General features: G+C 51.1%; 10 protein-coding genes, 2 tRNA genes and 3 rRNA genes. 3 read left to right on the forward strand and 12 right to left on the reverse strand.

Translation table 11 applies throughout. The annotated features are described in order from the left end of the window. Window positions 1-33 precede the first annotated feature (33 nt). Window positions 34-342, forward strand: a complete 309-nt coding sequence (locus SHEW_RS12165) for a DUF3135 domain-containing protein (protein WP_011866149.1) — start codon at window positions 34-36, stop codon at window positions 340-342. Window positions 343-416: 74 nt separating this feature from the next. Here the strand turns inward: SHEW_RS12165 and corA are convergent, their stop codons facing one another. Both corA and SHEW_RS12175 read right to left on the reverse strand, forming a co-directional pair. Continuing rightward, window positions 417-1364, reverse strand: coding sequence for a magnesium/cobalt transporter CorA (gene corA, locus SHEW_RS12170; protein WP_011866150.1), 948 nt, complete (start codon window positions 1362-1364; stop codon window positions 417-419). A gap of 161 nt (window positions 1365-1525) precedes the next feature. After that, window positions 1526-1894, reverse strand: a complete 369-nt coding sequence (locus SHEW_RS12175) for a hypothetical protein (RefSeq protein WP_011866151.1) — start codon at window positions 1892-1894, stop codon at window positions 1526-1528. 164 nt (window positions 1895-2058) lie between these two features. Between SHEW_RS12175 and SHEW_RS12180 the strand changes: the two genes are divergently transcribed. Continuing rightward, window positions 2059-2829: a DUF2057 domain-containing protein gene (locus tag SHEW_RS12180; protein WP_011866152.1), complete on the forward strand. Its 771-nt coding sequence runs from the start codon at window positions 2059-2061 to the stop codon at window positions 2827-2829. Between the two features lie 88 nt (window positions 2830-2917). On the opposite strand, the gene SHEW_RS12185 is transcribed toward SHEW_RS12180, so the two are convergent. From SHEW_RS12185 to gmhB, 7 genes are all read right to left on the reverse strand, one after another. Then, a complete protein-coding gene (locus SHEW_RS12185; protein ID WP_223294712.1) occupies window positions 2918-3841 on the reverse strand; it encodes a patatin-like phospholipase family protein in 924 nt (307 codons plus the stop codon). An 881-nt stretch (window positions 3842-4722) separates the two neighbouring features. Beyond that, window positions 4723-4838, reverse strand: a 5S ribosomal RNA gene (gene rrf / locus SHEW_RS12190). A gap of 242 nt (window positions 4839-5080) precedes the next feature. After that, a 23S ribosomal RNA gene (locus SHEW_RS12195) occupies window positions 5081-7973 on the reverse strand. Between the two features lie 245 nt (window positions 7974-8218). Then, window positions 8219-8294: transfer RNA gene (locus SHEW_RS12200), tRNA-Ala, on the reverse strand. Window positions 8295-8408: 114 nt separating this feature from the next. Next, a tRNA-Ile gene (locus SHEW_RS12205) sits at window positions 8409-8485 on the reverse strand. Window positions 8486-8689: 204 nt separating this feature from the next. After that, window positions 8690-10234, reverse strand: a 16S ribosomal RNA gene (locus SHEW_RS12210). The 16S, 23S and 5S rRNA genes sit together here with 2 tRNA genes alongside, the layout of an rRNA operon. Before the next feature lie 664 nt (window positions 10235-10898). Beyond that, the gene (gene gmhB, locus SHEW_RS12215; RefSeq protein ID WP_011866154.1) at window positions 10899-11453 is read right to left on the reverse strand and encodes a D-glycero-beta-D-manno-heptose 1,7-bisphosphate 7-phosphatase; all 555 of its coding nucleotides are present in this window, start codon (window positions 11451-11453) and stop codon (window positions 10899-10901) included. Window positions 11454-11626: 173 nt separating this feature from the next. Between gmhB and SHEW_RS12220 the strand changes: the two genes are divergently transcribed. Then, on the forward strand, window positions 11627-12946 hold the full coding sequence (locus tag SHEW_RS12220; RefSeq protein ID WP_011866155.1) for an aminopeptidase P N-terminal domain-containing protein: 1320 nt from the start codon (window positions 11627-11629) through the stop codon (window positions 12944-12946). Between the two features lie 69 nt (window positions 12947-13015). Here SHEW_RS12220 and SHEW_RS12225 read toward each other — a convergent pair whose 3' ends face one another. The 3 genes from SHEW_RS12225 to SHEW_RS12235 form a co-directional block, all read right to left on the reverse strand. Next, on the reverse strand, window positions 13016-13606 hold the full coding sequence (locus SHEW_RS12225; RefSeq protein WP_011866156.1) for a uracil-DNA glycosylase family protein: 591 nt from the start codon (window positions 13604-13606) through the stop codon (window positions 13016-13018). A 161-nt stretch (window positions 13607-13767) separates the two neighbouring features. Beyond that, a complete protein-coding gene (locus tag SHEW_RS12230) occupies window positions 13768-15090 on the reverse strand; it encodes an NAD(P)/FAD-dependent oxidoreductase (RefSeq protein ID WP_049766579.1) in 1323 nt (440 codons plus the stop codon). Between the two features lie 14 nt (window positions 15091-15104). After that, window positions 15105-16145 carry a proline racemase family protein gene (locus SHEW_RS12235; protein ID WP_011866158.1) on the reverse strand — a complete coding sequence of 347 codons (1041 nt, stop codon included), beginning with the start codon at window positions 16143-16145 and terminating at the stop codon, window positions 15105-15107. Between the last annotated feature and the right edge of the window lie 39 nt (window positions 16146-16184).

Genomic DNA, 16184 nt, shown 5'->3' on the forward strand with positions numbered 1-16184 from the left:
CATTATGGCGTTTATGCACTAAGGGGAAAGAGTATGGTAGAACTACCCGATTTCGACAGCCTGAAATGGCTGGCACAGCATGCGCCGCAGCAACTGGCCACCCTGCAGAAAAATCTCAACCAGGCCTTGATCAGCGAGGCCCATGCCAACAACCGCGCCCAACTGGAAACCATTCGTCATCATCTCGAGTTCAAGCTATCGCGCTGCAGCACGCCCTACGCCCGAAGTTATATGGCGCTGCGGCTGATGAATGACAAGTTCATCACCTTAAATCAGGTGATCAATCAGCCCGACCTTTACACAGATAACAGAGCCAAGGTGCTCTGTTATCCGGGTAAATAACTCACGCCGTTAAGATGTGCGTTTGGCTGCCGACCAAAGCTGTAAACCAGGCCGGTACCAAGCTCAGGCTAATATCAGAGCCAGCCTTTACGCTTGAAGAAGAAATAGGTCGAGGCCGCACTGCCAATCATCATCATGATCGCCATAGGATAACCCCACTGCCACTCAAGCTCTGGCATGTTGGCGAAGTTCATCCCATAGGCGCTGGCAATCACGGTCGGAGGCAGGAAGATCACCGCCGCAACCGAGAAGATCTTGATGATCTTGTTTTGTTGTAGCCCACTGAAACCCATGGCCGCATCGAGCAAGAAGTTCAACTTATCGAAGATGAACTGACTGTGGGGCATCAGAGATTCGATATCCGACAACATCTCCCGCAGATCTTTCAGATCTTCATCGGTCAACTTACCGCGATAATAACGCTGCATGTAACGCAGGGAACGCTGGGTATCGAGCAAACTCAGACGGATCTTACCGTTGGAGTCTTCCTGCAAGGTGATCAGCTTAAACACATCGTCGAGTTCACTGCTCTCAAACACCTGCTCACCCACACTATCAAGCACGGAATAGACATCTTCGATAAGATCCGAGAGGTAATCCACCTTAAGATTGAACAGCTCCAGGAACAGCGCCTGTGGCGTCTGTACCTCTAAGCGGCCTAAACGCAGATAGTTACGCAGTAAGCGGATCAGCCCCACATCATCTTCCCTCAGGGTCACCAGAAACTGTGGACGCAGGTTGAAGGAGACGTTCACCCCTTTAACATCCTGTCCCACACGCTGGGGGAACAATGAGTTGATGTGTAGACCATCCTTGTTTTGATAGAAACGCGCCGAGGCCTCAATTTCGTTAATATCTTCCTCGTCCGGTAGCTCCTCTACCGAATAGCCCCTCAGCCATTCACGTTCGTCATCTTCAGGTTTGTAGAGATCCAGCCATAAGGTACCCTCGGGAACACTGTCTCGAATATTCAACTCGACAATGGATAACTTATTCGCTTGAAAGACATAAGCCGTGATCATAGGACCTCCTGAAAAAGACACTTAGATGAAAACGCACCACATCCAAGCGCAGGGTATAATTTGGCGTTATTCTACCGAATAACGCGCCATTGAACAGCCTAATCGACTGCTAATGAAGGGAATATAACCAAAATAAAAATGAAGCGGTGTTAAAAACCAGCCTACCTCATATTCGGCGGGGTATCGGCTATCACGATCCGCTCTTGAGTCGACAAGCGAACCTTGAGGCCGTCGACAGTGGTGAAGGCATCGCTCTGTAACTCGCGTTTACGTACCTGGTAGACCTCTTTCGAGGCAGACGCCGGCGAGATAATGGTGACATACACTAGCTGATTGCCCTCTTGCCAGGACCAATACCAGTAGCCAGCACTCCCCAGCAGTGCCAGGGCGGCGATACCAAAGGCAAGGTATTTAAATACGATTCGCTGACCCAACTGACTGGCCGTCGGTTGGCTGACCACCTTAGGTCGTCGAAGATAGGCGATCGCCGCGGCAATCACTAACAGAGTCACTAAAATTTTAGTTAACACGCTAAGCTCCTGAAATTAATCCCCACCATTATAGAGTCTTAGCAAACAAATTACTGTAATCCATCCCCCAGGATGCTCAAAAAGCCCAATGGCCGCTTGTAAAGTTGTCCAACTGGGCCACGAGGTGCTATAACACAGATAAATTATTCTTTTCCCGGTTTACCATGAAATCTTTAATCCATTGCCTATTCTTGATCCCACTCTTTTTTGTACAAGCGCACGCCGAAGTCACCATCACACTGCCAGATAGCGCAGAGCCACTGCTGCTTAACGGTAAGGATATCACTAGCCATCAGCTGATCTCACAAAATGGCCCGCAGCAGCTGGTCTTTAATGCCCGCGCCAGCTACCGGGAATTTGGCCAACAAAAGCGCTTCGTCTCAGAAACCCTTATCGTCACCTTCTCTGGCGAAAACAATCACTATCGCGTCAGCCTACCTAAGATCAGCTCACCTAAATCGGCGGAGAAATTTAACGACGTCCCTCAAATTGGTCTCACGGATACCCAGGGCAATAAGGTCGCTTACAAGATAGATAAGTTGCTAAAGGATGGAATTCAGATAGGCCGCAATTACAGCGAAGAGATAAAGGCCTACAACATCGGCCAAGGCGTTGCGGCCATAGCGATCAATCAGCCTGTCCAGATGGCACCTAGCACCTCAAGCAGTGCCTCAAGCGGCGCGGCAAGTCCTGCGGCGACCTCAACGGCCTTGGCAGCGCAGCAAACCACTGCGCCACAAGGCGCTCAGCCGGTTGGCCAGCCAACTAGTCAACCAAACACCCAGCCTGTAAGTCAAACAGGCACGCCGCGCCGCGATCAGATCAATGTCGGCCAGATGCTAGATTTCTGGTACGAACAAGCGGATGAAGCCACCAGAGAAGCCTTTAAAAAGCGTATAGGGCTCATTGAACAGGCTCAGCGAGACGGGCACTAAGCCAGCCGGTTAGATACTCTCGGTATCGATAGGCGGCATGACTTTCAATGAAATAGCTTTAAGTAAAATAGCTTTAGCCAGCATAACGTTATGCGGCGCATTTCATGGTGGAAAGGCTATCCTGTTTCAGGAACTTAAATCCCGCCAGCCGCCCGAGGCGATAATCCCTATCAAGCTCTGCCGTCGAACTGCCGAGTAACTTGCTCGCCAGTGCGCGGCGGGGAAATAGCTGAATGATCTCCACGCCCTCAGGTGGATTGTCGATAAAGGAAAGTGAGCGCTTATATTCGGCTTCATGATGCAGGTAATACTCTATCGCCCTCGGGCAGCGATTCGAGCTACAGATCCTAGACTTGAGACGATTCACCCAAGGGGTATAAGCCTGATATTCCTCGGGCATAGTACGGATCACCACTATCTTAGTCGCCCCACGCCGATAGGCCTCCTCCACCGGCAACGGAGCCGACAGGCCGCCATCGACATAAAAGCTGTCCTCTAAAGGCACTCCTTGGCGATAGAGAAACGGCAGCGCGCTCGACGCCTTGAGTAACTCCAGCCAGTTCTGCTTATCGGGCTGACGAAATATCGCCTGATAGTTGGAACCATTGGTCATGCTAAAAAGCAGCTGGCGATGTCTCAATGCCCGCATCCCGGCAGACAGATCCAAGCCTAACGACTCGCCTTGCACCTGATTAAAGTACCAATCGAGATCCACAGTACTCTTCCCGGCAAGACCGCGACTCACCTTCACAAATTGCGGATCGCGGGACAAGCCCTTAATCGCCTGCTTGGCAAAGCCAATCTGCCCCGTGAGATAACTCGAGAGATTCTGCGCACCAGCCGAAGTACCGATGAGCAGCGCAAAAGGGTTATAGCCTCTCTCAAGCCAGGCATCCAACACACCTGCGGTGAATATCCCCCGCTGCCCACCGCCTTCGGCAATCAGCGCCGTATTGGCCTGTACGGGCGTTAGCTCTTGCCCTAGCTGACTGTCCTCTTCCTTAGGAGTCAAGGATGGGTCCAACAGAGAAAGCGAGCCGGTAGAATCAGTATTTTGAGAACCAGTGTTAGGAAAACTGGCAGTAAGAAACCCAGCATTAGGAAAGCCAGAATTAAGAGAATGCATCACAGATTTAGTGCCCGAGTTAACCATTAGCTTCATACCCTAAATCTAAATCCCCATAGCTCCCCTGTATAATTGAATGATCAAATCGTGCAGATAGAAAACATCTATTAACGCCCAAGTAAGCTCAAAGTAACCTATCCGAGCCTCTCACATAGAGGCGTAAGACATTTGCCAATTCAACGCTTATTAACGGATGTATTAACGGATGGAGATAAACTGCTAGGTCGAAGCCCAGCAAAAGAAATGGCATACGCAGACGGCCTCTTACATGGGGGCGTAAGACATCCAATTAGAACTGAACACAGGGAATAAACATTCCAGTTACTTTGTCAAAAGCAAAAGAACGGTAGCAGCTGAAAATGACCTACTCGGTTCGCGCAGCTAACACATGGGGGTGAAAGTGAGGCGCTTTAAATACGCAGTATTTAGCCCCACTTGAACGCGGAGAAGCTATGCTTCGTCGCCGGAGACCCCGCTTAGCGGTGAGCGACCGCCATGGATGGCGGAAGTGTCGATATAGAAGGAGCATTTATCGACTGACGTCGGGAGTAGGCGCCTGTCATGGCCAGCTTCGAGCAAAGCTCTCCGCGTTCATCCCTTGCATCAAGCGTTGTTTGATAAACGCAAGTGCTTCACCCTACTTCACATGGAAATGCACCTCACTGCGTTCGGGCTCTTATATTCCCCATGTGAGAGTTGATATTTCAAAGGCTGTTAAACGAAAAAATCCCCAACACTAGGTGCTGGGGATTCTTCGTTTATTAGGCGCCTGGAAATGACCTACTCTCACATGGGGAGACCCCACACTACCATCGGCGCGATTGCGTTTCACTTCTGAGTTCGGGATGGGATCAGGTGGGGCCACAATGCTATGGTTTCCAGACAAATTCTTACTGGTTAATTCTTCGTCTGACGGCATTGTTTCCTTGCTACAGTGCTCATGTACTCTAGTACACTCCGCGCTTCGCTTCGTTACGGCTTTGTCAGCCAAACAATTACCTGCGTAATTAACCAAAATAGTAAATTTAGAAAGCTGTTTGAGTTCGCACTTCAATCAAGTACTTTGTATTCTTTTGATTTTCGTAAACCATTACTTACTTTGCAGTAAAAACCCTTTTGGGTTGTATGGTTAAGCCTCACGAGTCATTAGTACAGGTTAGCTCAACGCCTCACAACGCTTACACACCCTGCCTATCAACGTCCTAGTCTCGGACGGCTCTTTAGAGACCTTAAAGGTCTAGGGATGACTCATCTTAGGGCTCGCTTCCCGCTTAGATGCTTTCAGCGGTTATCGATTCCGAACGTAGCTACCGGGCAATGCCATTGGCATGACAACCCGAACACCAGCGGTTCGTCCACTCCGGTCCTCTCGTACTAGGAGCAGCTCCCTTCAATCATCCAACGCCCACGGCAGATAGGGACCGAACTGTCTCACGACGTTCTGAACCCAGCTCGCGTACCACTTTAAATGGCGAACAGCCATACCCTTGGGACCGACTTCAGCCCCAGGATGTGATGAGCCGACATCGAGGTGCCAAACACCGCCGTCGATATGAACTCTTGGGCGGTATCAGCCTGTTATCCCCGGAGTACCTTTTATCCGTTGAGCGATGGCCCTTCCATTCAGAACCACCGGATCACTATGACCTGCTTTCGCACCTGCTCGACGTGTATGTCTCGCAGTTAAGCTGGCTTATGCCATTGCACTAACCGTACGATGTCCGACCGTACTTAGCCAACCTTCGTGCTCCTCCGTTACTCTTTGGGAGGAGACCGCCCCAGTCAAACTACCCACCAGGCACTGTCCTCAACCCCGATTCAGGGGCCAGAGTTAGAACATCAACACTACAAGGGTGGTATTTCAAGGATGACTCCACGAGAACTGGCGTTCCCGCTTCAAAGTCTCCCACCTATCCTACACATGTAGGGTCAATGTTCAGTGCCAAGCTATAGTAAAGGTTCACGGGGTCTTTCCGTCTAGCCGCGGGTATACGGCATCTTCACCGCAATTTCAACTTCACTGAGTCTCGGCTGGAGACAGCGTGGCCATCATTACGCCATTCGTGCAGGTCGGAACTTACCCGACAAGGAATTTCGCTACCTTAGGACCGTTATAGTTACGGCCGCCGTTTACCGGGGCTTCGATCATGAGCTTCTCCGAAGATAACCCAATCAATTAACCTTCCGGCACCGGGCAGGCGTCACACCGTATACGTCATCTTGCGATTTTGCACAGTGCTGTGTTTTTGATAAACAGTTGCAGCCACCTGGTATCTGCGACTCCCGTCAGCTTAGAGAGCAAGTCTCATCACCAACAGGAGCGTACCTTCTCCCGAAGTTACGGTACCATTTTGCCTAGTTCCTTCAGCCGAGTTCTCTCAAGCGCCTTGGTATTCTCTACCCGACCACCTGTGTCGGTTTGGGGTACGATTCCTACTAACCTGAAGCTTAGAAGATTTTCCTGGAAGCATGGCATCAACTACTTCATCACCGTAGTGACTCGTCATCAACTCTCAGTATTAGGTACCCGGATTTGCCTAAGTACCCTACCTACAGCCTTAAACGCGGACAACCAACGCCGCGCTAGCCTAGCCTTCTCCGTCTCTCCATCGCAGTTAGCAGAAGTACGGGAATATTAACCCGTTTCCCATCGACTACGCCTTTCGGCCTCGCCTTAGGGGTCGACTCACCCTGCCCCGATTAACGTTGGACAGGAACCCTTGGTCTTTCGGCGAGGAGGTTTTTCACCCCCTTTATCGTTACTCATGTCAGCATTCGCACTTCTGATACCTCCAGCGTGGGTTACCCCTTCACCTTCAACGGCTTACAGAACGCTCCTCTACCGCACCAGCGCAAGCGCTAGTACCCATAGCTTCGGTGTATTGCTTAGCCCCGTTATATCTTCCGCGCAGGCCGACTCGACTAGTGAGCTATTACGCTTTCTTTAAATGATGGCTGCTTCTAAGCCAACATCCTAGCTGTCTAAGCCTTCCCACATCGTTTCCCACTTAGCAATAACTTTGGGACCTTAGCTGATGGTCTGGGTTGTTTCCCTTTTCACGACGGACGTTAGCACCCGCCGTGTGTCTCCCGAGTAGTACTCATTGGTATTCGGAGTTTGCAAAGGGTTGGTAAGTCGGGATGACCCCCTAGCCTTAACAGTGCTCTACCCCCAATGGTATTCGCTCGAGGCGCTACCTAAATAGCTTTCGAGGAGAACCAGATATCTCCCGGTTTGATTGGCCTTTCACCCCCAGCCACAAGTCATCACCGCATTTTTCAACATACGTGTGTTCGGTCCTCCAGTTGATGTTACTCAACCTTCAACCTGCCCATGGCTAGATCACCGGGTTTCGGGTCTACACCTTGCAACTAAACGCGCAGTTAACACTCGGTTTCCCTACGGCTCCGCTATTCGCTTAACCTCGCTACAAAATGTAAGTCGCTGACCCATTATACAAAAGGTACGCAGTCACGGTCTCAAGAACCGCTCCCACTGCTTGTACGTATACGGTTTCAGGTTCTATTTCACTCCCCTCACAGGGGTTCTTTTCGCCTTTCCCTCACGGTACTGGTTCACTATCGGTCAGTCAGGAGTATTTAGCCTTGGAGGATGGTCCCCCCATATTCGAACAAGATATCACGTGTCCCGTCCTACTCGTTTTCACCTAAAGTTAGTTTTCATGTACGGGGCTATCACCCTGTATCGCTGTGCTTTCCAACACATTCCACTAACACCCTCTAGGCTTAAGGGCTAATCCCCGTTCGCTCGCCGCTACTAGGGGAATCTCGGTTGATTTCTTTTCCTAAGGGTACTTAGATGTTTCAGTTCCCCTCGTTCGCCTCACTAAGCTATGTATTCACTTAGTGATGACACCTTATGGTGCCGGGTTTCCCCATTCGGACATCGTTAGCTCAAATGCTTGTTACTAGCTCGCCAACGCTTTTCGCAAGTTACTACGTCCTTCATCGCCTCTGACTGCCAAGGCATCCACCGTATACGCTTAGTCACTTAACCATACAACCCAAATGAGTTTCATTTGAGCTGCATCGCAACTAACGGTTTCTACTTTCGCCAAAAGAATACTCAAGTCACTTGATTAAAGTGTGTTTTGAGAACTCAATTATTTTTCGCAATAACCTTTCGGTTATTACTATCAGCTTTCCAAATTTTTAAAGAGCGGGCTTAAAAAAGCCAAAGATAAATTCTGCATTTATCTTTGGCATCTCTAACCATAACTGCATGCTCTCTTCTAGAGCAAATGGTGGAGCTATGCGGGATCGAACCGCAGACCTCCTGCGTGCAAGGCAGGCGCTCTCCCAGCTGAGCTATAGCCCCATTACATGCAGCGAACAAAGTATACCATTGCCAATTCGAGTTGAAACAAGGCATGTATTGAGGACGTTTAGCCAGCTAAACGACGAAATACATAACGCAGTATCAACGAAGAATTGGTGGGTCAGAGTGGACTTGAACCACCGACCTCACCCTTATCAGGGGTGCGCTCTAACCAGCTGAGCTACAGACCCATTTATACTTGTTTCTTTGCTCCATCGCGTTGTTGTTTTTCATTACTCACTCAGTCATGTAGTTATCTACATTCCTTCGTTAGCAATTCAAACGCCTAGCGCTGAAACAAATTAACAACGTCTAATTAGACGTGTATATCTTTGCTCTATCTTCTATCAAGTAATCTGTGTGAACACTCAACAAATATCAGTCAATCGTATAGGTAAGGAGGTGATCCAGCCCCAGGTTCCCCTAGGGCTACCTTGTTACGACTTCACCCCAGTCATGAACCACACCGTGGTAAACGCCCTCCCGAAGGTTAAGCTATCTACTTCTGGTGCAGCCCACTCCCATGGTGTGACGGGCGGTGTGTACAAGGCCCGGGAACGTATTCACCGTGGCATTCTGATCCACGATTACTAGCGATTCCGACTTCATGGAGTCGAGTTGCAGACTCCAATCCGGACTACGACCGGCTTTGTGAGATTAGCTCCACCTCGCGGCTTCGCAACCCTCTGTACCGACCATTGTAGCACGTGTGTAGCCCTACTCGTAAGGGCCATGATGACTTGACGTCGTCCCCACCTTCCTCCGGTTTATCACCGGCAGTCTCCCTAAAGTTCCCGGCATTACCCGCTGGCAAGTAAGGATAAGGGTTGCGCTCGTTGCGGGACTTAACCCAACATTTCACAACACGAGCTGACGACAGCCATGCAGCACCTGTCTCAGAGTTCCCGAAGGCACCAATTCATCTCTGAAAAGTTCTCTGGATGTCAAGAGTAGGTAAGGTTCTTCGCGTTGCATCGAATTAAACCACATGCTCCACCGCTTGTGCGGGCCCCCGTCAATTCATTTGAGTTTTAACCTTGCGGCCGTACTCCCCAGGCGGTCTACTTAATGCGTTAGCTTGAGAACCCAGTGTTCAAGACACCAAATTCCGAGTAGACATCGTTTACGGCGTGGACTACCAGGGTATCTAATCCTGTTTGCTCCCCACGCTTTCGTACCTGAGCGTCAGTCTTTGTCCAGGGGGCCGCCTTCGCCACCGGTATTCCTTCAGATCTCTACGCATTTCACCGCTACACCTGAAATTCTACCCCCCTCTACAAGACTCTAGTTGACCAGTTCGAAATGCAGTTCCCAGGTTAAGCCCGGGGCTTTCACATCTCGCTTAATCAACCGCCTGCGTACGCTTTACGCCCAGTAATTCCGATTAACGCTTGCACCCCTCGTATTACCGCGGCTGCTGGCACGAAGTTAGCCGGTGCTTCTTCTGCGAGTAACGTCACAGCTAACGGGTATTAACCGTTAACCTTTCCTCCTCGCTGAAAGTGCTTTACAACCCGAAGGCCTTCTTCACACACGCGGCATGGCTGCATCAGGCTTGCGCCCATTGTGCAATATTCCCCACTGCTGCCTCCCGTAGGAGTCTGGGCCGTGTCTCAGTCCCAGTGTGGCTGATCATCCTCTCAGAACAGCTAGGGATCGTCGCCTAGGTGAGCCATTACCTCACCTACTAGCTAATCCCACCTAGGTACATCCAATCGCAGAAGGTCCGAAGATCCCCTCTTTTCCCCCGTAGGGCGTATGCGGTATTAGCAGTCGTTTCCAACTGTTATCCCCCTCGACTGGGCAGTTCCCTAGGCATTACTCACCCGTCCGCCGCTCGTCATCTTCAAAAGCAAGCTTTTGAAATGTTACCGCTCGACTTGCATGTGTTAGGCCTGCCGCCAGCGTTCAATCTGAGCCATGATCAAACTCTTCAATTAAAAGTTTTTGTGTTTGGCTTGCGCCAAACGACTCAATGAATTCTACTGTTTCTCATTCACTGCGTTCATAAAGAAGCAGCAAACTCGATACTTACATTTCTGCAAATAACATAAATTGCTTTGATTTCACTTTCACGAAAGAGAAAACCAAAGTTGCTATGAACACTCATTATCTCTAATGAGAAATTGCATTGAGATTTAAATCGTTTTCGATTAACTCAATACCTGTGAGTGTCCACACAGATTACTTGATAAATTGTTAAAGAGCGTGCCCATGGTGGCTTAAACACCTCATGAGCGCTAGCGCATCTCGGCAGTTCCAAGTGGCTAGGGCTGCGTATTCTACTCAGGGCGACCGAGGCGTCAAGACCTTTTCTCAGATTGTTTTATAAATTCGGCTCAAATGCTCAAACATCGAACAACATGATGAATTAGGCATCAGAAAAGGCACATTTTGAGGAATGATATAGTGATTTTCGGTCGCTTGGTTCGTCTAATCTAGTCGAGATAAACGAGCAAAAGGGCGATTCTGACTAGATTCGCCCATCAAAGGCATATAAAGACGACTTAATAGCTATTGAAAACACATTCATCAGATAACACATTCATCAGATAAGGACTTAATCCGATAATGACTTCATCACGAGCTTATAAGGACTTGTAACTAGTTTAGCGACGCCAGGTAAGTCGGCACATCGGCGATAGAGTCTAAAACAACAGTAGCCGCGGCTATGGCTTCATCTGTTACCGTTTTGCCAGTGCGCACTAAGATACGTGTAGGCACCCCTGCGGCCTCGGCAGCTAGCATATCGTCACGCTTATCCCCCACCATAACAGAGCGGCTCAGGTCTATCTTTAAAAACTGCGCCGCACTCTTGAGCATGCCGGGTTTAGGCTTACGACAATCACAGTCCTGCTTATACTCGCCAATGCCTTTTTCGTTGTGATGAGGACAGTAATAGATGCCATCGAGATCGACACCCTTATCGGCGAAGTTCCAGTCCATCCATTCGGTCAGGCTGTGAAACTGCTCTTCTGTGTAGAGTCCGCGGGCGATGCCCGACTGATTGGTCACCACCACCAGCTTATAGCCTTGCTGCTTTAACGCGGCGCACGCATCGAATACTCCCTCGACATATTCGAAATCATCGACCTGATGCACATAACCATGGTCGACATTAATCACTCCATCTCTATCCAGGAAAACGGCACGATTCACGAAAACTTCCCCAATCCGACTGAACCCAAAAATTAGTTGGCCATTATTATCACACTTGAATCAACAAAATGCACCGAACAATCACGAATAAAGTCGACGAGGACTAGAAATGAATAAAATATACAAATATAGTTAAGCCATTCGCATAAAGCTATAAAGAGATAGGGATAGAGATGCCCGCAAACAGCCAATATGTAATTAGACGCCAACGCCTCATGGATAGCCTACCCGAGGACAGCTTTGTAATCCTCGTGGGTTATCAGCAAAAGGTGCGCAGCAAGAACATCAAGTATCACTTTCGCCAAGACAATGATTTTCTCTACCTCACAGGTTTTAACGAGCCTGATGCGGTTGCCCTGCTCTATCGTGGCCCGCAAGGCGAGATAAATTACACTTTGCTCTGCCGACCAAAGGATCCTCAGCAGGAGGTCAGCTTCGGCGCCAGAGCCGGCATTACCGGTGCCATCGAACAATTTGGCGCCAACCAGGCGTTTGATATCGCCGAGCTAGACAGCGTCATCGCCGCCAGCCTCATTCATCAGACTCAAGTATTTATCAGCGACGAGCTGGGCCGTTTTAATCATAAATTGCTGGCGTGGTGTAACGCCCAGCGTCATGGCAACGCCTTCGATACGCCTAAATGCTTTCGCAGCATCACGCCGCTGGCCAAGCACCTACATCCACTGAGAGTGATCAAAGATGAGAGCGAGCAGGCTGCTATTCGCGCTGCGGTCAATGCCTCTATCCACGGCCATAAAGCAGTAATGACAGCCTGCCGCGCAGAGACAAATGAGGCTCTGCTTGCCGCTACCTTTAATTATGCCATAGCCGCTCATGGTGCTAACGAGGTGGCCTACCCCAACATAGTGGCGGCCGGCGACAACGCCTGCTGCCTGCATTATGAAGAGAACTGCTGCGAGCTCCAATCCGGTCAGATGCTGCTGATCGATGCCGGTGCCGAGCTCAATCACTACGCCGCCGATATCACCCGCAGTTATCCGGTAGATGGCCGCTTTACGCAGGCTCAAGAAGCGATCTACCAACTTGTGCTCGATGCCCTCGATGCCGCCATCGCCAAAGTCAAACCAGGCACACCCTGGAATCACCTCTATGAGACCTGTATGCAGGTGATGGCCCGGGGCCTCATCGAACTTGGCCTGTTACAGGGGAGCTATGAAGAGGTAATGGCCAGCGAAAGCTACAAGCGCTTCACGGTACACAAGACGGGTCACTGGCTGGGAATGGATGTCCATGATGTCGGTCCCTATCACGATGAGGGTGGCAAGTGGCGCAGGCTTGAGCCAGGGATGATCTTTACCATAGAGCCAGGCATCTATATTCCGGCCTCTGCCACCGATGTACCCGAAGCCTATCGCGGCATGGGGATCCGCATCGAAGATGATATCCTGGTTACTGCTGATGGCCATGAAAACCTGTCAGAGCACGTACCTAGGTCAATTGCCGAGATCGAGGAATTCATGGGCCGAAGCTAGTTTTTAATGACGTGAGCGCTATAACAGCATTAGGGTTCCAATGACTCGAGGTTTCTTGGGTTTAGAACTCTAAAGACGCTTTTGCGCGATAGCGCTCGCCACCCGAGCCTTGAGTACGGGCAATAATTCGATTTCAAACCAAGGGTTACGCCTGAGCCAGAGATTATTGCGAGGGCTGGGATGCGGTAGCGGCATTATGTGGCTGCCATGTTGTTGCCAGCCTTGCACGCACTCGGTCACCCCGCCACACTGCTTACCGAAATGATAGGCCTGGGCATATTGGCCGATCACCAAGGTGAGTTGAATGTTTTTTAGGTGTGCCAGCAGAGGCTCTCGCCAGGCCGGCGCACATTCTCCCCTTGGCGGCAAATCCCCAGAGCGTCCCTTCCCCGGATAACAAAACCCCATGGGGACTATGGCAAACAAGGAAGAATCGTAAAACTGCTCGCGGCTAACACCGAGCCAATCCCTGAGCCTGTCACCGCTGGGATCGTCAAAGGGAAGCCCGCTGGCCGCGGCCTTAGTGCCCGGCGCCTGACCGACAATCAACACCTTGGCGCTTGATGCCGCCTGCAGCACGGGCCGCACCTTATGGCTAAGATGCGGCTGGCAGATCTGACAGCAGGCAATACGCTCGAGTAGTTGATCTAAGGTTTCCATAGAGGCTCCGGCAAAATATTATTAGGCACTATAATGCTACAGCAATGCCAGAGCTAAAGCGCAATCGAATCTTTACCGAGATGCGATCTTACAAACATGCATGCCGGCTTTCTTTTATCTCGTTATCCTTGAATCACTAAGTTTGTCTCTTAGCATGCCGCTTAGAATCGGTCGATACGGTAGGGTGTCATATCCACCGTAACCTCCTCCCCCTTAATGGTTTCCGCCATGAGCTGTGCGCTAAAGGCGGCCCAGGAGAGTCCCAGATGTTGATGACCAAAGGCAAAGAAGATCTTATCGCTCTTAGGTGAGGCGCCCAGCACAGGCAGGGAATCGGGCAGCGACGGTCTAAAGCCCATCCAGCGCTCTCCCTGGGAGGTTTTAGCACTGGCCAACACATCTGGCAGCAGCGCCTTGGCATGGGGCAGCAGACAGTCGGCCCTGGCCTCGATCAGCGGCGCCTTAAGACCGCCAAATTCAACCGTGCCGGCCAGACAAGTCCCCCGGTTCATGGGGGTGATGATGAACTTACGCTCAAATGAAGCCACCGGCCGCTGCAGACGACTTTGCTGTGGCATCATCAGATGATAGCCACGCTCGGTTTCCAGCGGCACCTTAAAGCCAAGCTGCTGCGCCAAAGGCTTAGACCAGGCGCCGGCGCTAAGCAATAACTTGTCGCTTTGGTAAGTTACTCCGCTAGCGACACTGACATTAACACCTTTCTCTTTATTATCTCCCTTACATTCAGCAGCCAACTGAATTACCTCAGCGATCACCAGCTCGCCCCCCAGTTTCTCAAACTGCGTTGCCAAGCGATGACACAGCTCGGCCGGGTCCGGCGTATGGCCGACCTGGGTAAACCACAGTCCGTGGTTGATATTGGGGCTGAGATCCGGCTCTAGCGTCCTCACCTCCTCACCGCTGAGTAGCTTCACCGCCACGCCAGCATCACGGTAACTCTTGTATACCCGCTCGACCTCGATAAAAGGCGTCTGTTCAAACACCAAGAGACTGCCCTCGAGTTTGAGTAACTCGGAGCAGCCACACTCGCTCACCAACTGCTGCCAGGCTTGGATACTCTTTTGATTTAACGCCTTGATCGCCGCCGAGTTATGGGCGCGTCTTGCGGGCAACATATTGACTAAGAAGCGCATGAACCAAGGCAAGGCCTTGAGAAAATAGCGCGGCTGAATGCGAAACGGCCCTAATGGGTCGAGCAACATGCCAGGCAGTTTGAATAACATGGCCGGGTCGGCCAGGGGAAACATCTGCTCGGTGGCGAAGTGGCCCGCGTTACCAAAGGAGGCGCCCGCAGCTACCCCTTGCTTGTCGATGACGCGCACGCTAAAGCCCGCCTGTTGCAAGGCGATGGCATTGGCAAGGCCTACAACGCCAGCGCCTATGACTGTGACATCCGCGTTTTGGGTAGAGGCTGCGCAGGTCTGCGAGCCTTTGTCCTGGCCAGTTAACTCATGTTTTGTCATGTGATTAGCCTCGATCATCTGAGCATAAATCCCTGCTGAAACTGATCCTTAGGATCTAAGATAAACTCATGACGCCCGGTAATAAAGGCGCGGCCGCTCACCTCGGGGATCACCGCTGCCTTGCCATAAAAATCGGCGTTATCCAGCGCGCAAACCTGCATGGCGCCATCGACTATGCTCTCAATCCTCAGGCGCTCACCCAGTGCGACCTCGCCTCGAGCGTGAAGCAAAGCTATTCGACCCGCGACCCCTGTGCCCGTAGGCGAGCGATCCACCTCGCCATCGGCAAAAACGCACACGTGCCGCGAGTGGGCATCATTGGAGCTGGTCTTGCTCGAGGTAAATATCGTGCCGTAGAGAAAGCCTAAATCCGCTTCTAATGGATGGGCTAACGGATGCTGAGCCATCACGGCGTGTTTGATACGACGTCCCCAATCGATCAGCTGAGCGACATTTTCCGGCGCGCAGCTTAACCCCAGCCCATCGGCATCGACATAGGCGTAATAGGCACCGCCGAAGCCGATGTCGTAGGCCACCTCGCCTATGCCCTCGACGGTTACGCGACAATCCAGCGCCTCGGCCCAGGAAGGCACGTTACGAAAGCTCACCTTGAGCTCTCCCGTCTCATCACGATAGGCCTTGGCATGAATAAGCCCTGCAGGCGCATCTATCTTTATCTCTCTTGGCGTATCGCCAAGCGCTAGGGTGCCTGTCTCGACCGCCACTGTTACCAAGGCCAAGATGCCGTGACCGCACATGCTGCTGTATCCCTCGTTATGGAGAAACAGCACGCCAAAATCCGCGCCCGTAGTGATAGGCGCTGTGATGATGGCGCCATACATGTCGGCATGGCCCCTGGGCTCATGCATCAAGAGCTTACGATATTGGTCCAGATGCGCCGTGAGATATCTGCGTTTGGCCAAAATGGTGTCCCCAGGGATCTCGGGGTATCCCTCCAGCAATATCCGAAGCGGCTCGCCTTCGGTGTGAGCGTCGAGGGTCTTAAATCGGGTACAGGCATCGAGAAAGCTAGGACTTAAATCTAATAGGCGCATAGGGACTTCCTTTGTTATTGTTTGTATGCAATATATAGT

The organism is Shewanella loihica PV-4, from assembly GCF_000016065.1.
In the GTDB taxonomy this organism is placed as follows: Bacteria; Pseudomonadota; Gammaproteobacteria; order Enterobacterales; family Shewanellaceae; genus Shewanella; species Shewanella loihica.